Annotated in this window: 17 protein-coding genes and 1 pseudogene; 5 read left to right on the top strand and 13 right to left on the bottom strand. The window is 39.7% G+C overall.

The genetic code is table 11. The features are described 5' to 3' along the window. Positions 1–166: 166 nt before the first annotated feature. Positions 167–667: a DUF1761 domain-containing protein gene (locus IPI59_08150; GenBank protein MBK7527506.1), complete on the bottom strand. Its 501-nt coding sequence runs from the start codon at positions 665–667 to the stop codon at positions 167–169. A gap of 259 nt (positions 668–926) precedes the next feature. On the opposite strand from IPI59_08150, the gene IPI59_08145 reads away from it, so the two are divergent. Then, positions 927–2,570 (top strand): MotA/TolQ/ExbB proton channel family protein, encoded by a 1,644-nt coding sequence (locus tag IPI59_08145; protein ID MBK7527505.1) that lies wholly within the window; start codon positions 927–929, stop codon positions 2,568–2,570. 217 nt (positions 2,571–2,787) lie between these two features. Beyond that, positions 2,788–4,872: an Omp28-related outer membrane protein gene (locus tag IPI59_08140; GenBank protein ID MBK7527504.1), complete on the top strand. Its 2,085-nt coding sequence runs from the start codon at positions 2,788–2,790 to the stop codon at positions 4,870–4,872. A 440-nt stretch (positions 4,873–5,312) separates the two neighbouring features. On the opposite strand, the gene IPI59_08135 is transcribed toward IPI59_08140, so the two are convergent. From IPI59_08135 to IPI59_08120, 4 genes are all read right to left on the bottom strand, one after another. Continuing rightward, entirely contained in the window at positions 5,313–6,635 is a 1,323-nt protein-coding gene (locus tag IPI59_08135; GenBank protein MBK7527503.1) for an adenosylhomocysteinase, read from the bottom strand. Between the two features lie 145 nt (positions 6,636–6,780). Beyond that, positions 6,781–7,524, bottom strand: coding sequence for a DUF1295 domain-containing protein (locus IPI59_08130; GenBank protein ID MBK7527502.1), 744 nt, complete (start codon positions 7,522–7,524; stop codon positions 6,781–6,783). Positions 7,525–7,705: 181 nt separating this feature from the next. Then, positions 7,706–8,341 (bottom strand): CAP domain-containing protein, encoded by a 636-nt coding sequence (locus IPI59_08125; GenBank protein MBK7527501.1) that lies wholly within the window; start codon positions 8,339–8,341, stop codon positions 7,706–7,708. A 327-nt stretch (positions 8,342–8,668) separates the two neighbouring features. After that, positions 8,669–9,142 (bottom strand): type I restriction enzyme HsdR N-terminal domain-containing protein, encoded by a 474-nt coding sequence (locus IPI59_08120; GenBank protein ID MBK7527500.1) that lies wholly within the window; start codon positions 9,140–9,142, stop codon positions 8,669–8,671. 51 nt (positions 9,143–9,193) lie between these two features. Between IPI59_08120 and IPI59_08115 the strand changes: the two are divergent. Together IPI59_08115 and idi are read left to right on the top strand one after the other, a co-directional pair. Next, positions 9,194–9,963: pseudogene (locus IPI59_08115) on the top strand (AMP nucleosidase). A 217-nt stretch (positions 9,964–10,180) separates the two neighbouring features. Then, positions 10,181–10,792 carry an isopentenyl-diphosphate Delta-isomerase gene (gene idi, locus IPI59_08110; GenBank protein ID MBK7527499.1) on the top strand — a complete coding sequence of 204 codons (612 nt, stop codon included), beginning with the start codon at positions 10,181–10,183 and terminating at the stop codon, positions 10,790–10,792. Positions 10,793–10,822: 30 nt separating this feature from the next. Here idi and IPI59_08105 read toward each other — a convergent pair whose 3' ends face one another. Both IPI59_08105 and IPI59_08100 read right to left on the bottom strand, forming a co-directional pair. Further along, positions 10,823–11,140, bottom strand: coding sequence for a multidrug efflux SMR transporter (locus IPI59_08105; GenBank protein MBK7527498.1), 318 nt, complete (start codon positions 11,138–11,140; stop codon positions 10,823–10,825). A 57-nt stretch (positions 11,141–11,197) separates the two neighbouring features. Beyond that, positions 11,198–11,620, bottom strand: a complete 423-nt coding sequence (locus tag IPI59_08100) for an RNA-binding S4 domain-containing protein (protein MBK7527497.1) — start codon at positions 11,618–11,620, stop codon at positions 11,198–11,200. Positions 11,621–11,804: 184 nt separating this feature from the next. Here IPI59_08100 and IPI59_08095 point away from each other — a divergent pair, with 184 nt between their 5' ends. Next, positions 11,805–12,248, top strand: coding sequence for a VOC family protein (locus IPI59_08095; GenBank protein MBK7527496.1), 444 nt, complete (start codon positions 11,805–11,807; stop codon positions 12,246–12,248). Positions 12,249–12,391: 143 nt separating this feature from the next. Here the strand turns inward: IPI59_08095 and IPI59_08090 are convergent, their stop codons facing one another. The 6 genes from IPI59_08090 to IPI59_08065 form a co-directional block, all read right to left on the bottom strand. Then, entirely contained in the window at positions 12,392–13,576 is a 1,185-nt protein-coding gene (locus IPI59_08090; GenBank protein MBK7527495.1) for an OmpA family protein, read from the bottom strand. A 285-nt stretch (positions 13,577–13,861) separates the two neighbouring features. Continuing rightward, a complete protein-coding gene (locus tag IPI59_08085; protein MBK7527494.1) occupies positions 13,862–14,866 on the bottom strand; it encodes a threonylcarbamoyl-AMP synthase in 1,005 nt (334 codons plus the stop codon). Positions 14,867–14,889: 23 nt separating this feature from the next. Then, entirely contained in the window at positions 14,890–16,359 is a 1,470-nt protein-coding gene (locus IPI59_08080; protein MBK7527493.1) for a sodium:solute symporter, read from the bottom strand. A 17-nt stretch (positions 16,360–16,376) separates the two neighbouring features. Beyond that, positions 16,377–18,698, bottom strand: coding sequence for a CotH kinase family protein (locus IPI59_08075; GenBank protein MBK7527492.1), 2,322 nt, complete (start codon positions 18,696–18,698; stop codon positions 16,377–16,379). 454 nt (positions 18,699–19,152) lie between these two features. Then, positions 19,153–20,964, bottom strand: coding sequence for a gliding motility-associated C-terminal domain-containing protein (locus tag IPI59_08070; protein ID MBK7527491.1), 1,812 nt, complete (start codon positions 20,962–20,964; stop codon positions 19,153–19,155). A 71-nt stretch (positions 20,965–21,035) separates the two neighbouring features. Beyond that, entirely contained in the window at positions 21,036–23,270 is a 2,235-nt protein-coding gene (locus IPI59_08065) for a T9SS type A sorting domain-containing protein (GenBank protein MBK7527490.1), read from the bottom strand. Positions 23,271–23,827: the final 557 nt, after the last annotated feature.

The following is a 23,827-nucleotide window of genomic DNA, read 5'->3' as shown; positions in this document are numbered from 1 at the left end:
TTAATGCAACTTTGAGAGAGCTTAAAAAAATATTATCCGGAAACAAAGCCCATGAAAAAACTAAACAACGGGCTTTATCATCCGGATAATTAATTATACACTAACAGGCATCAACTTTAAATTGCCTAATAAGTTAATATTGGGTTGCAAATTTTAGGGGAGAAGCCTATTGCCAGCCACAAATAATAGCGCCCATTATGGTAATACAAATTGTCCAGTACAGCCAATTCACCAAAATATACCGCCACGATTTTCGCTCGAACATACCGTTGGTAGCCATTATGGGTAAAACAAAAAATACCCCGGCAAGAAAGCCATGAAGTGCGCCGTGTTTAAATGTTCTAAACTCGTTTAAATAAGGTTTAAACTGTTCGGTCAAATTGTAAACAGCTGTTCCGGTGGTTTTCATCTCGTTTTCGTGGTTCATTAGTGCGCTGTAAAAGTGCATTTGATGTACAGTTAGTGGATACATTTGTACTGCCAATAAAAAACTCATTAGCAACGATATACCAAAAATGGCCAACATATTGCCTTTTTTTAAGTCTTCGTCGCTTAGTCCGGTGGCTTTTTGCCAAACCGTGCCCATCATTTTAGGATGGTAATAAATAAAACCAAGCACCATAGGCACTAAACTGGCTGTAATAAGAGCGTAAATGTTGAAATTCATAAATAAATATTGTGTTTATTGAATAAATTTAAAATATAGATAGATAGAATATAAATTCAGTTACTGCCGCACAAACTTACTGTAATTTTTTGAGAACAAATCCATTATTTTTAGTTTTTTGACACTATGGCCAAAAATAAAAAATTATAAACCAATTTATGATTTTGTCGTAACCGGATAAATTTAAACTACTACAGCCTTGTTGAGGTAAGTTCTATTGATTGGTATTGCAAAAAAACAATTACCTTTACCCTTGTATTTGATGCAGTACAACGCCAAGTTTGCCCATTTTACTAATAATAATATGCTGCTTAACACTATTTATTTTGTAAGCTCGCCCGCCGGACAGTTTATTATTTACAGCATAACCTTTGTATTTTTATTAGCATTAATTTTATTGATACGCGGGTTTATACGTTATGGCATGGGCTTAATAGACCTTGACCAAGCGCAAGCAAACGTACGGCAATTACCGGCATTGCCTCCGGCAATAACTGCTGCCAATATTCATACCGCCATTTTAAACAACTGCCAGCACCCCTTATTGCTTAAAACACTGAATGCCCTGTTAAATATTGCCAACAGCCAACGCGACACCGACCCCAACGCCCTTTTAGATTCCATACACGCCCACGACCAAACCCTGTTTACCAATCAGTACTTGCGCTTTGCCCGCAGCACCATGATAATGTTGGGGCTTTTTGGCACATTTTACGGCCTCACCACTTTAGCAGGCAATATGAGCGTTGTGCTTAATACAGTAAATACTAATAGCTTGCCCGACTTGCTAAACTCGTACACTGCCGCCACCGAACAACTGCGAACAGTAGTAAACCCTATGCAAACGGCATTTATTACCAGTTTTTGGGGACTATTTGGCGCCTTGCTGCTTAGTGTTTTATTGCTAATTTACAATTACCGAAGGCAACAATTTTTAACCCAATTCGATACCGCTTTTTTAACCCTTTTTTACCCACTTTTTCAACCCCTGCGCGATACCGAGCGGCTTGACCGACTTACGCAAGCCACTTTGCAAAATACACAACTGTTAAATGGCGTAGCGATACGTTTAGAAAACACTTCCTTGCAATTAGGACATGATTTTGAAGGCTTAACGCAATTTATGCAAGATTTTAAAACCAGTATGTCCGGATATTTAACTGCACACGAAGCACTTTTGCAAAACGTACAAGCCGTGCAACAGCTATTATCCGGATACAAAACCCAAGCCGATGCTACCGCAACCAATCAAACCCAGTTATTACAGGCCTTAGCGCAACAAAACACCTCCTTAGAAACCGTTCAACAACGCTTGCAAGAGTCAAACCTACACGTAGGCGACTGGTTACAGCAAATAATAACATCGGCCAACAACCAACAACAAGCTTTTACCCAAGGCGTTAAAGACCAACTCGAAGTATCGAGAAACTATTTAAATTCGGGCGGAACCGCCATAACCCGATTTGGCAGCTACGTTGACCGCCTCGAAACAATACTTGAACACCTAAACGATACCCTATCAAGCAGCAGCAGCCAACAACTACAAAAACTAAACGATATATTAACCGTAGTAAACCAATTTGCCGCTCAAAAAAGCAGCTTGTCGTCAACGCAGCGCAATAACCAAAATACTGCCGACCAAGCCGGCTACAATCCAAGCCAACAAGGCAATAGCCATACAATAATAAATTCCGAGGTGGAAGCGATTATAGCCCAAGAGGTTGAACGCCAAGTAAAAGAAATAAAAGAAAAAGAACGTCAGAAATATACATCGCTATACGGCAATACACTTTTTGCCGAGGAAGACCGCAAAAAACACCTCGAAGAACCGGGTATATTTAAAACAATTTTCGGTGATGCGATTAAAAAATTTAAAAAACGTTTTTTAAATCCAAACAAATAACCATAGCAATTTTTATCCGGATTTTTTACCTCCTTAATCCTTTGTCTCTTAGGTAAAACCAAGTAAGCAATACACCAACTTGTTATTATTCTAATTTAATTGTATAAAATCTGTCAAACAGTATTTTTTTAGCATCCAAACAAACCGCAAGTATTGTAATTTTGCATAACAATGTACGTAAATTCAATTTTTTAATATAAATCAACCAAATTACAACATGAAAAAAATACTACTATTAGCTTTGAGTGTATTATGGATGGTAGGCCTAAATGCCCAAGTTAGCCTTACCCGAGCCAAAAAATATGCCATCTTTGAGCATTTTACTCAGGCAAGTTGTGGCCCATGTGCCGCTCAAAACCCCGCTTTTCAAGACAATATTTTAACGCAAAACAAAGGCGCGCTACACCATATAGCCCATCACACCTCGTGGCCTGGCTATGACCCTATGCACGATTACAACCCCGAAGACGTACAAGCCCGCGTTGATTATTACGGTGTAAATGGTGTTCCGGATATGGTTATGTTGGGCAATCAATATCAAGGCAGCCCAGCTGGTGTTAGCCAAGATATGTTAGACAATGCCGTTGCCGGAGGTAGCCCTTTGCGCGTTTTGGTTGGAGAAACCACCGCGGGCACTACCCGCACCGTAACTATTACCGTTGATGAGTTAGATGCTATACCCGATGGCGATTATCGCTTGCGTGTGGCCGTTGTTGAAGGCAATATTGAATTTTCAAGCCCGCCCGGCAGTAATGGCGAAGTTTTTTTCCCCAATGTTTTGCGCAAAATTATTACCGGCCCCGATGGTGTTGAGTTTACCCCAAAAGGTGCAGGCAATACCCAAACCTTTTCGTACGACTATGAACTTGACGAAAGCACTTGGGTTACAGACCAAATATACGCCATTGCCTTTTTGCAAAATGACGATGATAAAACCATTGTAAACTCAGGCTCAAGCCGCGACCCACACTGGGAATTTTTATTGGCCGGAAATAACTATGCTGAAGGCAAGTACAACGAAAAAATATCCTTTAGTGCTGTTGCTCTTAATAACGCCGACATTATGGAGAAGTATAAATTCTCTCTTAGCACCGTTAGTGCCCCCTCCGGATGGGCCGATGCCAGCTTTGATATTAAAGGTACAACCGTAACCAATAGTACCGAAATTGATTTGCCCGGCGGCACCCCTACCTCACTAACCTTAAATGTAGTACCCGGTATATTACCCGGCGTAGCCACCTACAAATTAACGATGGAAGCTACAAATGGCACCGATTTTGCCCCCGTATCGCTTGTATTTACTGTAATCTCGGGTTGTTACGAGCTATTAGTGAACAACAGCAAAGGAGTTGGCGACGGCTCGGGCAAAACTGCTTTCGACTGGGCTGGCTCGTATATTAGCGGCCTTGATGCAGCTGGCGCTTATGCCTATGGCTCAATAAGCGAACAAACTTTTATTGGCCTTTCGCGAAACAATGCCTTGGGCAAAGTAAAACGTGTTTATTATAATATTGGCTGGACCTTCCCCGGATTACCCGTTGATTTAGTAGCCGAGTTTACCAAATTTTTAGATAATGGCGGTCGTTTACTAATTGCCGGACAAGATGTTTGCTGGGAAGCCTTCGACGAAGCAAATAGCCCTTACCAAACACAAGAAGCCCGCGACTTTTTTAATAACTATCTTGGGGTTGATTTTGTGAGTGATGGCAGCCAAACCAGCAAATCTATTACCGCAAAATCAGCAGACGCGGTGTTTGGCACAACACCAAAAACCGATCTCTTTAGCTATTATGGCTCGGGCAGCAATGGCCCATATTACTACCCCGAAGAAGTAGCAACTGCCGGCACCGGTACCGCCATATTTAACTATAATACAGGTAGCGTTGTTGCGGGTATTCGCAACGAAAATGCTAGTAGCAATTTCAAAACAGTTTATTTAGGCGTAGGCCTCGAAATGTTAAAAGACTCAAAAGTAGCCGATGCCATTATGGCAACCGCACGCACTTGGTTTACCGACGAAGTAGATGGTGTAGCTTTTGACGCGGCCATGCAACAAGCAATTTTAGGCCAAAACTACCCTAACCCATGTCAAAGCACTACCCAAATTGCCGTAAACAATGCCCCGGCAGGCAGCTATATTGAGGTTTTAAGTGTTGATGGGAAATTGTTAATGGCACAACCCATTAATTCAACTGTTGTAACTATTAATACCGAAAACCTAAACGCCGGACAATATTTGTACCGCATTATTACCCCCGGTCAAATTGCCGGCCAAGTGCGCAGCATGGAGGTAGTTAAATAGCTTAAACAATAAATTGACCGCACTTTGTAGGGTGTAAGTTGATAACGCCCCGCAAACAAAGGTAAAACAAACCATCCGGAAAAGTGTTTTCCGGATGGTTTTTTCATTAAGTACCTAGGTGAAGTACCGTATTTTTTTTAGACAGCACCGAAAATACAGGCTATTAAAGCAGTTGCTTTGGTGTATTTCGTACCCATCGCAAACCCACATATGACATCCGGAAATGGTGTACCATAACCAAGGGATTTTTTTCTCGTGTTCGGTATCTTGTTTACTTTTAACTTCTTATTGGTATTAACGTATCACCAAAGCCCTGTATGAGTGCCAAAAAATGAAAAAGCCTTAAAACCCTTTTTGTAAAAAAGTTTTAAGGCTATAAGTCGAGTTGAAAAAGAAAATCAGTTTAACTCGTCAAATTTTTATTAGTATTAAATATACAATTAATAACGGTAATATTCGGGTTTAAAGGGGCCTTGTGGAGTTACGCCAATATAGTTAGCTTGGTCGGCGGTAAGTTCGTCAAGTTCAACGCCAATTTTAGCCAAGTGCAACCTTGCCACTTTTTCGTCTAAGTGTTTGGGCAGGGTATATACCTGATTTTCGTAGTTTTGGGCATTTTGCCAAAGTTCTAATTGCGCCAAAACTTGGTTGGTAAACGAATTACTCATTACAAACGAGGGGTGTCCGGTTGCGCAGCCAAGGTTTACTAAGCGGCCTTCGGCCAAAACAATAATATCTTTGCCGTCAAGGGTGTATTTATCAACTTGTGGTTTAATTTCAACTTTGGTTTGGCCGTAGTTGGTGTTTAGCCAAGACATATCAATTTCGTTATCGAAGTGGCCAATATTGCACAAAATAGCTTTGTCTTTCATTAGCCTAAAATGTTCTTCGGCAATAATATCGCAGCAGCCGGTGGCAGTAACAATAATATCGGCTTCGGGAATTGCATGAATCATTTTTTTAACGGCAAACCCGTCCATTGCTGCCTGAAGTGCACAAATAGGGTCAATTTCGGTAACGATTACGCGCGCGCCTGCACCGCGTAACGAGGCAGCCGAGCCTTTACCTACATCGCCGTAGCCGGCAACAACGGCAACTTTTCCGGCCATCATAATATCGGTAGCCCTGCGGATGGCATCTACGCAACTTTCGCGGCAACCATATTTATTGTCGAATTTTGATTTTGTAACCGAGTCGTTAATATTAAAAGCGGGCATAGGTAATTTGCCTTGTTTAACCCGCTCGTACAAACGATGCACCCCTGTTGTAGTTTCTTCGGAGATGCCCCGTACATGTGGTATCAATTCCGGATATTTATCGAGTACCATATTAGTCAGGTCGCCGCCATCATCTAAAATCATATTTAAAGGGCGGTCTTGGCTGCCAAAAAACAGGGTTTGCTCAATACACCAGTCAAATTCTTCGTTATTCATACCTTTCCAAGCAAAAACGCCCCCGTGTTTGGCGGCTATGGCAGCGGCAGCGTGGTCTTGGGTTGAAAAAATATTACAAGACGACCATTTTACTTCTGCGCCTAAGTCAAGCAGGGTTTCAATAAGTACGGCAGTTTGAATGGTCATGTGAAGGCATCCGGCAATGCGGGCGCCGGCAAGAGGTTTTTGGCCTTTATACTCTGCACGTAAAGCCATTAATCCGGGCATTTCAGCCTCAGCCAATTCAATTTCTTTACGGCCCCAATCGGCCAGTGTTATGTCTTTAACTTTGTACGACAAGTTAAGGTCAATTGATAATAATGATTGCATTAATATAATTTTTTACTAAAAAGATTTGTATTGAACTGCAAAATTACAAAATTCCGGATAATATTACGACAAATTAAGGTCGGTTTTAGGTTGAATTAACCGGAATTAACAATCTGTAATTTCTTTTAATTTCTATAAAAGTAATTTATCTTCCGGAAGTATGCAGCAAATTGGTAGTTTTTTGCAACAGTTTTATAACCGCGAAAGCTAAGGTTGTCGAAGCAAAAATTATTAACCAGTTGGGGTCTAAGTAAAATTTGTTTTCGACTAAATAAATATGTAATATTCTAAAAAAAACGAACAACAATATTAAAATCCACAGTCCGGTAATTTCGCGTTTAAGTACATTTTTTAACGAGAAGTTTAATTTTGCAGGCTCCCATTTTGTAAAATTGGGAATAAATGCAGGTGTTTGCGCTGACCAATCGGTGTAGGCTTGGCCGTATTTTTGGCGCAAAAAAGCTTCTTCGGCAAACATAATGCGCTCGTAATACAACCAATAAGCCAGTATAAAACACAGCACAAACCAGTAGTTGCCCGGCAACATGGCTACCGACAGCCACATAAAAAAATTGCCTACATATAACGGATGTCTAACAACCGAGTAAATACCCTTTGTATTGAGCGAGTTAGCAACCTGTTGGGCTGTATTACGCCCCGATGTGCCGGCAGGTGTAAACCCTACTACTATTATTCGTATAAATAAACCCAGCAAACCAATGGTTAAATAGGGCAGCCAGTGGGTAAAGGGCAAAATAGCTGCTGGGGGGTTACTGTTATGTTCAACAACAAACAGTAATAGACCGCAAGCAACCAAAATTAATGGCAATTGCCCGCGGTATTTAAATAAAAAATTGCCCTGCTGGGTCATTTCTTCAATTAGTGCCATAGCTGCAAAGTTACGCTACTTAACTGAGTAATTAACAAAATAACTAACTCAAATTGAACAGCAATATTGGTTATGGCAATTCTTATGGCTCTATTTCTTAAAATTTAACTGTACTTCTACTTATGAAATCCGGTCGTAAGTAGTTGTTTATTCTATTCTATTATCTTTTTTTGACGAGGATTTACTGTTTGGTGGAAAATACCTGAGTGGCATAAATGCCATGACGTTTGTTGTCTAATAAAACATGAACACCCGAGCGGTCAAATTTTTTGAAAATAACATTTTCGTAATGTGGGGGCGATTTTACCCAAAGTTTTACCATTTGTTTTGCCATTTCGGCATAGGTATTGTATTCAACGAATTTGCGGCGACCTTCGGTAATGGTCGTAAATCCTTGGTAAGCAATGTTCTCGCCAATCACTTCGTAGTCGCCACCTTGCTGGTTTACCCTTTTGCGCACCGTTTGATGCGATTTATTGGGTTGTTCGTGGGTAAGTGCCCCTTTTTGAGCTACAAAGGTGTTTTGGTCGGCAGCGGCATGGTACAAAATCGAGTCGGCGTATAAAACCGAAAGGCGTTTTTTTTGTCGCACCTCGTTAATGCCGTTTAAAATTAAGGCTTCGAGCAAACTTGGATTAAAATTACGCGGGTCAATGGTTTGGTCAGCTTTGGGCTGGTTGGTTGTTGCCTCAGTAAGGCTATCGATACTTTTTAGCGTATCGGCCATTTGATTTTGAGGTAATTGGTTGCCATTTGTAGGGTTACTAGTAAACGAAGTGCATGACACAAATAAAAACAGACATATAAAAAAACGCATATTAAAACTATTTTTACAATGGAAGAGAGTGATTCTTAATTTGAGGTTAGAATATTTTAACGCAAGCATCCGGATATTTATTGCACCTACTTTTTACAACTATTTTATTATTAAGGTTGGAATTGAGTTAACGTGTTTTTACTCTTGTAGTTTTTCACCAAGTCCAAACTAAAACCTTTTCCGGATTTTTTAAAATTTTTAATCTCAAGCCGGATATTAGAAAAAGAAACAAAAAAAAGTAGGTGCAGTTTTAAAACACGCTTCAAAATTTAATAATTGTTTGCTACATTTACAAAAATACAGAAAATATAACATTTCAAAGGCGTGTTAAGCTAAAAAAGAATCAAAATTAGGTAGGGCGGCTTGGCTTTCAATTTGTTTTGTTTCAAAGTTTATATGGTAAATTAAAATTGCCAAACCATTTGTTACCACTAAATAAGGCAGTTTAAAATGTAAATTGTATTGCGCTACCTGGTTAACAGCTTGCTGGGTGAGGGCAATATTGGGTGCCTTACACTCGGCCAACACTACCGGCTGCCCATTTGGCCCATGCAGCAATACATCGCAGCGTTTTTGTAAACCGGTGGGCAATTTTAGTCCAAGTTCAACGGCAATATGGGTAAGCGGCCACTTGGTTTGGATTTGTAAAAAATGTACTAAATGCTGCCGCACCCATTCTTCGGGCAATAAGCGCACGAATTTTTTTCGCACCACATCAAAAACCTGCAATTTGCCATTTAATAGGCGTACTTTTAAACCGCAATCCGGAAAAATTAATTTAGGAAATTGTTCGTTTTCCATAAAGCGACACAATATATATTATTTAACAAAATTTATCATCTCGTTTCATTGATGAACTATAAAAGCGAAATTACGGCTAATTGGCTTCCGCGCTATACCGGAACGCCTTTAGAAGACTTTGGAAAGTACATTATTTTAGTTAATTTTAATAACTATGTTAAAATGTTTGCCGAGTGGTTTAATGTGCCAATTAGGGGCGCCGACCGGCCAATGCCTAACGCAACTGCTAATAATATCACCATCATAGATTTTAGCATGGGCAGTGCCAATGCCGCCACAATATTAGACTTATTAAGTTGTATTTCGCCCAAAGCTTGCCTTTTTTTGGCAAATGTGGTGGTTTAAAGGATAAAATACCATTGGGCGGGTTTATTTTGCCTATTGCCGCTATTCGTGGCGAGGGCACCTCAAACGATTATTTTCCGCCCGAAGTACCTGCCCTGCCTTCGTTTGCTTTGCAAAAAGCTATTTCAACTACCATCCGCGACCATAACCACGACTATTGGACAGGTAGTATTTATACCACCAACCGCAGAGTTTGGGAACACGATAACGAATTTAAAGACTACCTGAAACGCACCCGTTGTATGGGCGTAGATATGGAAACCGCCACTATTTTTATTGTGGGTTTTGCCAATCATATTCCAACGGGGGCACTGCTTTTAGTTTCAGACCAGCCCATGAACCCCGAAGGCGTCAAAACCGAAAAAAGCGACCAAGAAATTACTAAAAATTACGTTGCCGACCATTTACGAATTGGCATCGAATCGTTAAAACAATTAATCGAAAATAAATTAACGGTTAAACATTTGCGATTTTAAACTGATTGCTTGACTTCTATTAACTTTGGACGGATGTTAAGCCATCTTTTCCGGAAAATAGCAACAAAAAATTCCGGATAAAAAATACCTGTAAAGATTTACGAGAACAAAATAAACCACACAAGAAGTAATCTCTTTTAGAAAACTTTCCCGGATAAATAGCCCTAAATATTGAAATCTATTCACTAACTTTGGGCAACAAACCATTTTATTAATTATGCTCCCCCTTTCGAACTTACCCACCACCACCGACACAAACAGTATCTTAAATTACGATTACGTAGTTTTAACTAATTTGGACGGAGAAGTATTAGGCACAGAAGAAAAAATTGCCGCTCACCAGAAAGCACTATTGCACATGGCATTTAGTGTACTGGTTTTCAACAAACAAGGGCAAATGCTATTACAACAACGCGCCTTTAATAAATACCATTTTGGCGGTCTTTGGAGCAATACATGTTGCAGTCATCAGCGTTTAAACGAAAGCGACGAAGCCGCCGCCCACCGCCGTCTGTACGAAGAACTTGGCTTTGACCTGCCGCTTAAACACGTCTTAACCTTTGTTTACAAAGCCCACGACCCCAAAACCAACCTTACCGAACACGAGCGCGATTTAGTATTTATAGGTATTTATAACGGCGAACCAATTTTACCAAACCCTAACGAGGTGGCAGCTATAAAATGGATAAGCCTTGCCGATTTATTTTTAGACATGAACTTGCATCCGGATAATTATACCTACTGGTTTAAAGTACTTTTAGAGCATCTGCGCGAGCGCGAATTGTTGGCTGTTACCGCTATCGCTAAACTCTTCGATGAGTCAAACTAATTGAAAATTATTTATTGGCTAAAAAATTTGTTATTTACTTATCAGTTTAAGCCCAATAACGGCAGCAATAAGCAAACTAATAAAAAACAAACGCCAAAAATTGGCAGGCTCATTAAAATACAATAATCCAATTATAACCGTGCCGGCAGCACCAATACCCGTCCAAACGGCGTAAGCAGTACCTAAGGCTATATGTTGTACGGCTTTGTTCAAAAACCAAAGACTTAAAGCAGCACTTACCACAAAAGCAACCGTGTATTTATGGTGGGTAAAATTGTTAGAAAGTTTAAAAAATGAGGTAAAGCCAATTTCGAAAAGGCCGGCTAATAATAAATAAATCCAAGGCATAGTTTTTTATCCGGATTTGGCTGTTAATGGGTTTAGTTGAATATAGGCCGCAATCTTTCAATCGAGTGGTAAATCGGTTTTGGTTTGGTCGTTAAAATTGTCAATATCGCGGCGTTCTTTTTTGGTAGGGCGGCCAGTACCGCGCTGACGTACCGGAGTAGTAACAAATGCTCCGGGCAATTTTAGCAAAATATGTGGGTTCATTTCGGGCGGAGTAATATCAATATAACATAAAACAGCTTGCGGCGCACCTACCCTGTTTTCAATAATGGCAGCTACTTTTAAAAGTTTGCGTTCGGGACCTTTGTGAATAAAAATTTCGTCGTTGAGGGTAATATCGGCTGCTGGCTTGGCAGGTTGGCCATTAATTTTAATTTTTCCGGATTTACAGGCATCGGCGGCCAAAGTGCGGGTTTTAAAAATGCGCACGGCAAACAACCATTTATCTATGCGAATTTTTGAAGGTGCAATAATAGACATTTCAAAATTATTCAATCGTTATTGGGGTACAAAAGTATAAAACAGGCAGGAAAAGTGCAAAAAAAATAAAAATAAAGGTTTTATTTTAATTTTATTAGAATAGTACTAAAATTTTTGCTAAATTTGCACTTCAATTCATTATTAAATAACAATTTTTTTAAATTAAAACTCAAACATCAACAAAATGTCAAACGTATCTATTTACCTAAATTTTATGGGCAACACCATCGAAGCATTTAATTTTTACGAAAAAGTGTTTCAAACGCAAATTCAGATGCCAATTTATTACAACCGCGATATGCCTACAGAACCCGGAATGCCCGAACTCTCTGAAGAAGATAAAAACAAAGTAATGCATATTTGTTTACCCATTTTAGGCGGCACCAATCTCATGGGTAGCGATATGCTCGAAAGTATGGGGCATAAATTAGTAGTTGGCAACAATATTACTATTAACCTTGAACCCGACACAAAAGAAGAAGCCGACAGGCTTTACAACCTTTTATCGGACGGGGCAACCGAATGTGCCCCCATGAGTCAGCAGTTTTGGGGCTACTGGGGCTGTTGCTTAGATAAGTTTGGTATTAGATGGATGTTGAACTATTGGCAGGAAGAAAATAAGAGTTAACTGCCGTTAATCCGGAAAAAACCAATCCCTATCCCTATTCTTAAAAAGGTTTTATTGGTTCTTAATTAATTTACTTCATAAATCATCTTAGCCTTTCTTATTTTAAACTGTTTGAGGGTGTATGGGAGGGCATATTGTGCCATTTATTGCCAAAATACGTGCAATATTACACGGCGATTTTCTGCCCTTCCATGCTCAAACATATTGCTGGCGATAGGTTGAGTTTCGCCTTTAGCCGTTATTTGCAGTTTATCAATCGGTAAACCGCGCTGTTGCAAATACTGCGCAACTGCCCGCGCACGCGCCTGCGAGAGCTGAAGATTATATTCAGGGGTGCCGCGGCTGTCGGCATGCCCTTCTACGGTTATACTAACCACATTTCGAGCTAATAACTGCGGCACAAACGAATCTAAAAGGGTAGCCATTTTAGGTGCGATAAAACTTTCGTCAAAGCCAAAATATACCCCCGGAATAAGCAAAGTATCGGGGTTGGCAGCCGTAGGCGGATATTCGAGCAGCGGAACAAACAAATTATTGTCGGTAAATAAAGGCAAAGGACTTATTGAAGTTAGATTTTTGTTTTCTGTGCTGGTTGTGTAGCTGCCACCCTCGTTATTAATAGTATCAATTCTTAATGGTGAGAATATTGGCAACGCTGGCGTTGATTTAATTTTGGGTTTAAATCCTTTTTTAATAGGGTTGCCTTGCTCGTCAAAAATGGTATGCCGGCTTTTGTCATTTTTTATACGTTTAGTTGCGGCAAGGGCTTCTTGTCCACCACATGGTTGAGCAGTTGAATTTCCGTCATTGGCCGCATATAAGCTCACTGCATCTATATAATATCTAAGTTCGTCCCAGCTAATTTGTTGCCTTATACTATCGGGTATTTGTGTAAAATTACCTATCACTAAAAATTTTTCGTTGCCGTTAGCTACAAAGGGCATACTTATTTTTTGCCATTTGTTTGGCTTTAATTCGTTTGTATCAGATGAAACCTTAGGTACTGTTTGCATTAAGCTATCGCGTTTACCCAAGGGGTCGGTACTAGTAAATGCAACACCAATCGGAAAAAAATGTGCCTGGGGCACACGCAAATGCAAGGTTAAAATATATGGGTTGCCAGCTATAAGTGGGCAAATAAGTTCGGTTTGTAAATAATCGCGGATTTGTTTTTCCTTGCGATGTAAAATTACCAAACTGCAAAAACAATTGCCATCTTTAGCTATCCGGTTTTTAACAACGTAGTGTTTATCACTTAACGAAACCTCCTTCCAGGCTTGAGGTGCACAGTTTTGGCCATATTCAAAGCAAATGTTTTGTACTTCCATACTGCCGTTTACTATATAATTAAAAGCTTGTGAATTTTGAGACTGCGCAAATAAAAACGGTAAACACAAACAAAAGCAAAAACAAAATACCAAGTAAAATTTTACCCAAGAAAACAATATTAAATAACGACAATAACACCGAAAAAACATAAACCAAATAATTTTTAGGAGAAGACAAAATTTGCGTTGTTTTATCCGGAAAATAAATTAAAATCCAATACTAATAACGACTAAACTGGGCGGTAAATTGTACTTTCTTATTCTATGTTTCAATTTAACAACTACCTATTGCCTACTTGCGCGGGTAAGCCTGTCGTTAATGGCAATGCCTATACCGTAATTGGGGGCGTATTGTGCAATAATCAGGTTCAAACCCATGCTGTCTAACAGGTGGAGGGCATTGTAAAGGTTATAAGCGGCCTCGTCTAAATTGCCATTGTTCGACAATATACTGATATATTTAATTTGGGGGTAAGTTGCTTTTAATTGCGCCTCGTTTGCGGTATTGACTGTAAAGGCAATAATTCCTATTTGCTCGTTTGGGTTTAAGGTTAGGTTTGCCAAAGTTTGGTCTAAATTATGGGTAAGCAGCAAAGGAGTTCGTGGCGAATAATGCAAGCGCAGTTGTCCCGGCGTTAGGGGGGTATTTGATGGCAAGGCAGGGGCAAGCGCAGTCTTTCCGGCAATTTTTTCAATTTCAAACAGTGGCAGCGCGCCTTGTCGGTACAATATAGGCTGGTTAGTTTGGGCATCAAAGCCAATAATAGTGCTTTCAATACCCTTGGCACAGGGGCCGCCCTCTAAAATATAAGGTATTTTGCCTTGTAATTGCTGGTAAACATGTGCCGTTGTTGTGGGACTAATGTACTGAAAAGGGTTGGCACTGGGTGCCGCTAACGGAAAATTTAATTGCTGCAATAAGGACAAACTTACCGGATGGTTGGGCATTCGCAAACCTACCAAAGGCAAATTGGCGGTAACAATATCAGGTATCAGTGCTTTTTTAGGTAATAATAAAGTTAGCGGACCAGGCATAAAGACCTGCGCTAAATCATATGCTAAATCCGGAATATAAGCAGCGTATTTAGTCAAATCGTCAAGTTGAGCAATATGCACAATAAGCGGGTTATAGGCAGGCCGGTTTTTAGCTTCAAAAATTTTCTGCACAATATCGGCCTCCAATGCATTGCCCGCCAAGCCATAAACCGTTTCGGTAGGGATGGCCACAATTTGCCCATCTGCAAGTAATTGGGCTGCTTTTTCAATACTATTGCCAATAGTAGTTTGCATGGTGTTGAAATAGTATAATTATGCTATTTTTTGCTAATTAGCAACAAAGCCAAAAATGTTAAGGCGGCATTAATTAACAACAGCTCGAAACCCATTTTATAGCCCCAAAATAATTGCGCCGAATAGGTAAACAAAAAATAACAAATAACTGGAGGCAAAATACAAATAACCGGAGTGTATTTATCGGCAATTTGGCGTTTGGTGTAAAGGCCAAAGGCAAACAAGCCCAATAATGGCCCGTAGGTAAACGAGGCCACCCTAAAAACTGCCGTTATTACCTCTTGTTTAAGCGCATAGTTAAAAAATAAGATGACAACTAAAACGACCAAAGTAAAACTAATATGCACTTTTAGGCGGGTTTGTGTCAGTTTTTTCTCCGGATATTCTCCGGATGCTGTTTTTTGCTCAAAATCTAAAAAATCAACACAAAACGAGGTAGTCAAGGCTGTTAAGGCCGAGTCAACACTTGAATAAGCGGCAGCGGTTAAGCCTACCAAAAATAAAATACCCACCCAAGGGGCAAAATTTTCAAAGGCTAACTGCGGAAACAAATAATCGCTGTTTTTGGGCAATACTAAACCTTTTGCCTGCGCATATACATACAACAAAGCACCTAAACCCACAAAGCACATATTTACAAACAGCAAAATAGTGCTGGAGGTGAGCATGTTTTTTTGAGCTTCGGGCAAGCTGCGGCACGAGTTGTTTTTTTGCATCAGGTCTTGGTCAAGGCCGGTCATGGCAATAGCTATAAATGCGCCGCTTAAAAACTGTTTGAAAAAGTAATTATCGGGTCGCCAATCCCAAAAAAAGCATTGCGAGTAAGGGCTGTCGGCAACGGCCTGCCAAAGTCCGGATGTACCCAAGCCTAAATCGTAGCCAATATAGCCAATAGTAACAAAAACAGTTAGCAGCATTACTGTTGTTTGCAGGGTATCTGTCCAAATAATTGTTTTAAGGCCGCCGCGCAAGGTATAAGCACCAATTAAAATTAAGGTAATAATTACATTGGCATAAAAAGGCACCCCCCATTTGTCGAACAAAAATACTTGCAACACTACGGCTACCAAATACAACCTAAATGCTGCGCCAATTGTGCGCGAGAGTAAAAAAAATCCGGCGCCGGTTTTATAGCTATACCATCCGAAACGTTTGTGCAAGTAGCCATATATCGAGGTTAGCTGCATCTTATAATACAAAGGCAATAATACTAAGGCAATAACGGCGTAGCCTACCATATTGCCCAATACCACCTGCATATACGAAAACGACCCGTTTACCGACCCCAATTTACCAACCGCCCCCGGCACCGAAATAAACGTTACTCCCGATATAGATGCACCAATAACCCCATAAGCCACTACCCACCAAGGACTTTGATGTTTGGCTATAAAAAAATTATCGTTACTGGCATCTTTACCCGTAATATGGGCAATTACAAATAATAAAACTATGTATCCGAGTACTACGGTAAGTATCAACCAAGGCTGCATATTGTTTTAAAAGAGCTTTATTTTACTACCACTACTTTTTGAGGGGCAAAATTACCCGTTACCTGCATGATGTACAAACCCGCCTGAAGCTGCGAAATATCTATATTAAACCTAGTTTGTTGAACTGGTAGGGTTAAAATATTTTGCCCTATCATATTATATAAATAACAATAAGTATTTGGTTTGGGCGTAATGGGCAACTCAATATTAATTTGAGGTTGCAAATGGGGCTGAGTTGGGTTAGGCCAAATGGTTAGTGGCAACAGTTGCGAGGTGTTATTGTAATTGTTACTTGGTGGTGGCGTAATACCCGTAAAAGGTTGGTTTTGTGCAGCAAACGTAGGTGGCAAATATACAAACTCGCCCGAGCCATTTGGCAAGCGCCCCCAAGCAATATCGTTGGGCAGACTTGGAATTATTACTTTGTTAATGGCTTGTTTGTCCGATCCGTATAAAATTACCTCTTCGCCGGTTGCCGACAATTTAAAATTGGCATGAAGCCCCTGTTGCGATAAATTATTATCAGCCCATACAATCAAATAACCTTTTGCCGGAATGGTGGTATTGTCCGGAAAAGCCCATTTATAAGGCTCAGTTGAATTATCGCTTAGGGTGTATCCTTTTAAGCTAATGTCTTGGGCTGTATTATTGTGCAGTTCAATCCAGTCATCAAATTCGCCATTGGCATCGGTTTGGCCTGCTACGTTATTAGTTACGATTTCGTTAATTACTACATCTCCGGCAGTTGCAATATTATAAAATTCCCACTCGGCGCGGGCTGGCGAAAAAATTCCCGCCTCGTTGTTTTCGGCATATACGTAATACTGAACATCGGCAGCTTGTAAATTAAGGGCTACGCCCCAGTTGCCGTCATTGGCAGCGCCGTCTTCATGGGCGCCGTCGTCAAACATGGGCAGTTTAGTAAATATGCCCCAAGGGTTGTCGCGGTAGCCAACAAATACGGTGCTTGCGCCGGGTGCATTGGCAGTTATATAAACAGTACCAAATGGTTTAGGCGAGCCTTTAACAAGGGGAGTTTCTAAGTTGGGGGCGGCAGCTTTCATTTCCGGAGTGTTTAGCAAATGTGTTATTCGGGCTTCCATTAGCTCGCTTATGCCTATAATATTGCCAACCGACTGGGTTACGTTGTCGGTAAACTGTTGGTACGAGAAAAGTTTGTTGGGGTCGTCTTTTAGTGCTTGTTCAATAGTTTGTTGCAATTGGGTAATGCGGTTAAGGTAGGCCTTGTCAGAAAAATTTTCGGTTAATATGGTTTTAAAATGGGCTAAATACATGCGTTTATACAAGGGGTTGGCCATAGGCTGGGCAATTAGCGGAAACTGTTGTGGTTTGTCGGCATTGTATAGGGGCGGTAATTCTTGCAGTTCTTGTGGAGTAAAAGTATTATTAGGCGGTGGTACACCTGCTTTATTTTTAAAAACGCCAAAGGTTTCGTTAAAATCCCATGGCAGTATATTAAACCGGTGATTTTGGTCTTGGTAGATGTAAAAATTATGCGGAATATTAATAGGTGCATCTAAATTAACGGTAACATTTAAAATTGCCAGAAACCATAATAATCTATCGACATCAATAACCTTTTCCATTTTGTTTTGGTTATTATTAAAGGTGTCGCACAAATTAACGAGGTCTTTCCAGCCATCTTTCGACTCCTTATCGTAAATATTTTTGTAGCAAGCACTGTCTTGCCCTAAGTAGGCTAAAACGGCAGATGGTCCGGGCGGGCATCCGGAAGGGGGCGGCCCTGGGTTGTCAGAATCGCCTTTGAAAAATGGCGAATCGTTGTCGTATGAAAAATATTGTTTAAGCATGTCTTTATTAACAGCTTCAACATTGGTATAAATGCCTATGTATTCGCCGTTGATATATACTTTTGCGTAGTTAGCTTTTGAAGCGGGCATATAATTTCGGGCAATTTCGTAACCAAATACCTCGCGCACAAGGGTTGGGTCGTTTTTACCGTTCGACAGTTTAATGGTATTGTAGCTTTGGTAGTCTTGGCCAGGCACCAAATAATTGAGGTCTATATGTAAGGGGTTCTTTTTTTGATTGGGTTTGTACGAGCTATTGCCTTTGTAACGAACGCCAATGTTGTTGAACACTTCGGTTTTGTTTATAGTTAATTTACCCTTCAGCAAATCGTTTCCATCGCCAATGGTAAGGTTATTGTCCATAATTTCGTCCCAGTTGCTTTCTTTAAATTCAATTTCTATGGTTTGAATAACTGCGGGGTCGTAAAATGTTGTTTGGCCAGTAGCAGGCAATAACCATAAAACAGATATGAAAAATACAGCGAGCGTATGGAGGTTTTTTTTCATGGTTAAAAGACAAGTTAGTTTAGTAAATTTATCCGGATAAAACATAAAATTGGTAAACGTGTGGCTTAATAATTGTTAATCATATTATAAAGGTAAGGTCTGTTTAGTTTGGTTGCAGCAATAAAGTTAATTAAAGCGTATTTATTTGGGCAACAAAGCTAAGTATAAGTTGCCATAGTTTAAAATGGTAAGCCCTATATTATTGTTAGTGTGGTTTATAAATGGCTAATACCCGCAATTAAAATTGTGGTGGGAAACCGTGTATATAGTCTTGAAGCATGAAAATTTCGGCAGGCTCAATTCATCGATTTCGGCAGGCTCAATTCATCGTTTTTAGGATTAGCTTGATTTTTACCCCCTACTACCGCATCATTTTTTCCGGATGAAAGAGAAAAAAACACCCCTGCAAAAATAATATTCTTTTTTACAGGGGTATCTGTTACTATGGGGTGAGTTACCGCAACAAGGTAATATTGCCTTTTGTTGTTTCAGTTAATCCGGATAAAGGGTTGATGTAGGTAAGTATATACACATACACGCCTGCGGGTGCGGGACTGTTGTTGGGCAAGGCTCCGCTCCAGCCCTCAAAAGCATTGCCACTAAAAACCCTTTGCCCCCAACGGTTATAAATGGTTAGTTGCGCTGCTTGGGTAATTGCTTGGTTTTGTTGTAGAGCAAAGCGGTCGTTGATGCCATCGTTGTTGGGGCTAAACGCCGTGGGTAGTGCAAACTGCTTGCAATACGGTTTAATTTCTATTGACGTAATTTTAGATATACTAAGCGTATCGCCCCATTTTATATAGTTAACTTGGTAAGCGCCCGGTTTGTTTATAATTATTGTTTGCGTAGTGTCGCCGGTATTCCACCGGTAGCCAAAGGTTGCGGGTGCTTGGCTGGCGGTTATAGTAATGGGTTGCAGGCAAATAATACTATCTAAAGCGGTAATGGTAGGCTTAGGTATAGGCAAACTGCTTAATTTAACCACCCACCCATCAGATTTGCCATAGTTTTGCGTTAAATGCCCATCGTTTGAATAAGCATACCCGCATACATAATAATTGCCCAAACCATCCGGATAAATGCCTTTACCGTTTTCAGAATTTGAGCCGCCCAATGTTTTTTGCCAAACGATATTGCCTTCGGTATCTAATTTTAAGACCCAAATATCGGCACTATTGTCAAATTTGTTTCTCACATCGCCATCAGTTGAAGAGGTGTTTCCAACCACCAAAATACCGCCATCGGTATCAGCACAAACATAGCTTGCTGCTTCGCCGCTACTGCCACCATACGTTTTTTGCCAAAGCATTTGCCCTTCATGGTTTACCGCAACTATATAAACTTGAGACTCGTTCAACTCATTTGAACTATGACCCACCCCCACTACTCCTTTTGAAAACGCAGATATGCCCCAAAGTATTTCGTAACCTGATGTTCCAAACAAGCCATGCCATTGGTATTGCCCATTGACATCGTATTTTAACAAAAAGGCATCGCTTTTTCCATGTGCATCTTTATACAAACTATCGCCTGAAGATTCAGTAAATCCTGCCCCTATAATTGCGCCGTTTGGCATTACAAAAGCAGTTGTCAAATAATCGTAAGGCATTGGAAACCCAGTTTCATTAAATTTGCGCTCCCATAGTATTGCTCCTTGTTTATTTATTTTAGCAATATAGGCAAACTCATGAGGGAGGTTAAAACCAGAGTTATTATATCCACCATATAAGTAATAATGATTATTATTTGCTTTAAAACTTGTGCGGTAACCATCAGGCTCGAAGACATTTGGATGAATTGGTTTAGTTACCATTGCTTTTGTTGGGTTTATACTTAGGTCTAATGAGGTTTCAACCAACCATTCTAATATTCTAAGGGTATCCGGAATTGCGTAAAAATCGCCATCGGTTGTAGAATTAGCATACACGCCTAACAAAATGCTATTTTTCTCAACTATTAACCCCGAAATATTTTCTGATTTGTTGCCGCCAATGGCTGTTGTAGCTAAGGTGTTTCCGGCGGTATCTATTTTTAAAACCCAAGCATCGTCGTATTTGTGGTAGTTAGGTACATTTGCATCATTAGAGCGTATGTTGCCCGTTATAAGTAGGCTGTTATTGTTTATAGGGTTTATTTGTCTAAAATAATCTGCCTCTGAGCCGCCAAAACTTTTTTGCCACACTATATACGGTGTTTGCGCCCTAATTTGTGTATTTAAAAACAGGCAAACCAATAAATATAATATAAGTAGTTTAATCTTTTTCATGCGTAATATATAAATAAGGTATAGGGCAAACTACAAATTGGCGTTCTCCCTACAAACAAAGTTAAACAATATTAGTATATAATTATTTTTTGGGTACAAATAGAGTGCTGCTCATTTGTTAGGCGCAATATGTACATACCCGGCTGCAATTGCGCCAATGCTTTGTGAACTGTTGTAGGTGTAACCGACTGTGATACCATTAAAGTACCATGTACAGAATATACCTCAATAGTTGCTATAGTATAAGTATTGTCGTTTATGCAAATATGCCCCAACTGCCAATTTGATGTGTTTTTTGTTAATTTTTTTAAACTTAAATTACTATTCGTAATGTCAAAATTAAATACGCCTCCTCCCTTTGGCACGGCAGTACTGTCGTTAGCCAATTTATGGGTTATAAAATAGCTAAAAGTTGTTGGTGTGGGTATGGCAATATTGTTGCGCTCGAAACTTAAACCAACTGTATGCCCTTGGTTTGCCGCTATTAAAATATTAGGTATAACAGCACGAGTGTGGTCGGTGATTACCGCTTTTTGTAAACTAAGCGGCGCAATTCCCTGTGCCACAAAATTATTAGTTGCCCATTTTTGCCATAACATACTATCCATTAACAATATAATATCGCCAAATTGAGTCAAATTATTTTGACTTGAGAAAGGACTATAGTTGTACACTTCTATATTATGCAAACTTGCCAAATTTGAATTATTATTGATGTATAGGGTATTGATATTTGCCCCTGTTGAATTGCTCGGTTCGCCGCCGGGTTCGGCTAATAGCACTGCATTTTTTGTAGCTATACAATTTTGATGATACACTAACTCAAAGGTTGGTCGTGTTTCGGTGTCGTTTTCTTGCGGAAATAATTTGTTTATATTAAACTCTCCAGATTTTATTATCACCAAAAAACATACCATTGGTCCTTCTTCGTCGTCTAAATCTAATTGCGGATACCACGTAAGGTCGGGGGGTTGCCAGTTAAAGGTTAGTATTTTTTCTGAGTTTGCAGGAAAATTTATAATATCCTCTGAACCTATTTTACCACCTGCCGGATGCCCATTTATTTGGTTGTCAATAGACGCCACCCAATGCAGAGGCCATAATTCATCTGTTCTTGCCCTTGTCCAATAAACATCCACCGTAGTCAAATTTGCATTAGCACAGCTATGGTTTAAAACCCGAACTCGTAAATAATTATCACTATTATCGAGTTTTTTTGTAGGGTTTTGGTGCCCTCCGCACTCGGGGTCATATAAACAATTCCAAATATCGGGGCTATCCCAAACATCGTTCCAATCGCCCATATCTGACGTAGAATTGGGTTCTTTGCCTACATCGGTATAGCCGTCTCGTATCCACACATCTTTTTGCCCTTTTACTTTTTCTCTATAAGGAATACCCACATCTACTATCCGTTGATATTGCCCATCTGTAAATTGATTACAGCAATCTTTAAAATGCCATTGAAACATAATATTGTCTTGTAGTGGTGTGTAATAGTCACCATTAATATCACAAATATCGCAGGGGCTTGGGGCCACACAATCATAATAGTCCGCGAGTAAACATTTGCCGATTGGGTCAGGGTATAAACAAGCACTAATATTGAAAAGATTGTCTTCACCGATATCAGCAGGCGTATCGCATACTCTATCGCCCGCCGTTTCACAGTTAGTACCATTTACAAGTTCATCTGTAACCTCCTCATCTCCATAGCCATGGGTATGGATTAACGAAAAAAAATGCCCTACCTCATGCCCTAACGCTAAACCAAAATCAACATCCGGATCTGAGTCGTAAGCAAGGTTAATAAAAACTCTATCGGCTAATGATTCGTTTGGTTTGGTATATCCCACGTCCCATCCTGAAAATACAAAATATACATTTATCGTTCTTAGCACATCATTCATTTGTGCCAGTTGTTGTTCGTGTTCTGGTTTTGTTAAAAACCAATAAGGTGAGTTTGTAATATAATTTCGAGGACTGCACTCATAAAAATGAATATTCGGTATAGGGGTTTTATTGTAATAGTCATTTAGCAATACAATATATCCATCTATGTCGGTGTCTGATATAAGGCAGGTATTTTCATCGCCTTCACATACTACATGAAAGGTAATTGGCACTTCAATAGGTAGTTGGTTTTCTTCTTCTTCTTGGTTTGGAATTGATTGTGGCTGTGCCGCAAGGATAGAATCTAAAATGCTAATAATAGCATTATCAAATTTAGTTCCACAACCCAAGGTGCCAAAATTTTGCCCCTTTGCCGTTGGGCTACTGCCTATAAAACCAATAAATAACAACATATATAAAAGGTATTTATACCCCCCCCCCCATATATGTAAAAGTGAACAATGTGTTGGTTAAGTTACCAACAAGGCGTGTGCTGTATTGAAACAGCGCGTTGTTTTTGTTTTTGTAACACATAATTTTTAAAATTTAAAATGAAAATTATATTAGGTAGCGGCAAATTTAACGCATTTTTTATTTAATTGCAAAAAAGTTGAGATAAAACAAACGTCTTAAATATGATTTTTTGCTTAATGGGTTTGTGAGAGAACTCTCCCTAATTGCCTGAATGAAGAGGAAACCCACGCCTGCCGCCGCAATTTCCTCCGGATAATTTTTTTGAAGCCTTTTGCTTAGTGCTTGAAAACTCCGGATACTTGCCACGCAAAGGCATTTTTCTGCTCCCAAAACTGTTTATAAACTTTGGAATAAATAAGTTGAAAATTTATTTCAAGAAATGACAAAAAAATGACATTTTTTTTATAAAAAAATATAGGCATCCATTTTTTAGTCGTAAATTGAGGCTCAAATTCTGCGATTAATGTTAGCTAACCTTCATGCGTCTGTACCACCA

Source organism: Sphingobacteriales bacterium (genome assembly GCA_016706405.1).
Classification (GTDB): Bacteria; Bacteroidota; Bacteroidia; order Chitinophagales; family UBA2359; genus BJ6.
This window is presented reverse-complemented; position numbering and strand designations above follow the sequence as displayed.

What these genes read in the sequence shown, in the direction of transcription:
- IPI59_08150 (MBK7527506.1), bottom strand. Translation starts at nt 667, where the DNA reads ATGAATTTCAACATTTACGCTCTTATTACAGCCAGTTTAGTGCCTATG.
- IPI59_08140 (MBK7527504.1), top strand. Translation starts at nt 2,788, where the DNA reads ATGAAAAAAATACTACTATTAGCTTTGAGTGTATTATGGATGGTAGGC.
- IPI59_08135 (MBK7527503.1), bottom strand. Translation starts at nt 6,635, where the DNA reads ATGCAATCATTATTATCAATTGACCTTAACTTGTCGTACAAAGTTAAA.
- IPI59_08130 (MBK7527502.1), bottom strand. Translation starts at nt 7,524, where the DNA reads ATGGCACTAATTGAAGAAATGACCCAGCAGGGCAATTTTTTATTTAAA.
- IPI59_08125 (MBK7527501.1), bottom strand. Translation starts at nt 8,341, where the DNA reads ATGCGTTTTTTTATATGTCTGTTTTTATTTGTGTCATGCACTTCGTTT.
- IPI59_08120 (MBK7527500.1), bottom strand. Translation starts at nt 9,142, where the DNA reads ATGGAAAACGAACAATTTCCTAAATTAATTTTTCCGGATTGCGGTTTA.
- idi (MBK7527499.1), top strand. Translation starts at nt 10,181, where the DNA reads ATGCTCCCCCTTTCGAACTTACCCACCACCACCGACACAAACAGTATC.
- IPI59_08105 (MBK7527498.1), bottom strand. Translation starts at nt 11,140, where the DNA reads ATGCCTTGGATTTATTTATTATTAGCCGGCCTTTTCGAAATTGGCTTT.
- IPI59_08100 (MBK7527497.1), bottom strand. Translation starts at nt 11,620, where the DNA reads ATGTCTATTATTGCACCTTCAAAAATTCGCATAGATAAATGGTTGTTT.
- IPI59_08095 (MBK7527496.1), top strand. Translation starts at nt 11,805, where the DNA reads ATGTCAAACGTATCTATTTACCTAAATTTTATGGGCAACACCATCGAA.
- IPI59_08090 (MBK7527495.1), bottom strand. Translation starts at nt 13,576, where the DNA reads ATGGAAGTACAAAACATTTGCTTTGAATATGGCCAAAACTGTGCACCT.
- IPI59_08085 (MBK7527494.1), bottom strand. Translation starts at nt 14,866, where the DNA reads ATGCAAACTACTATTGGCAATAGTATTGAAAAAGCAGCCCAATTACTT.
- IPI59_08080 (MBK7527493.1), bottom strand. Translation starts at nt 16,359, where the DNA reads ATGCAGCCTTGGTTGATACTTACCGTAGTACTCGGATACATAGTTTTA.
- IPI59_08075 (MBK7527492.1), bottom strand. Translation starts at nt 18,698, where the DNA reads ATGAAAAAAAACCTCCATACGCTCGCTGTATTTTTCATATCTGTTTTA.
- IPI59_08070 (MBK7527491.1), bottom strand. Translation starts at nt 20,964, where the DNA reads ATGAAAAAGATTAAACTACTTATATTATATTTATTGGTTTGCCTGTTT.
- IPI59_08065 (MBK7527490.1), bottom strand. Translation starts at nt 23,270, where the DNA reads ATGTTGTTATTTATTGGTTTTATAGGCAGTAGCCCAACGGCAAAGGGG.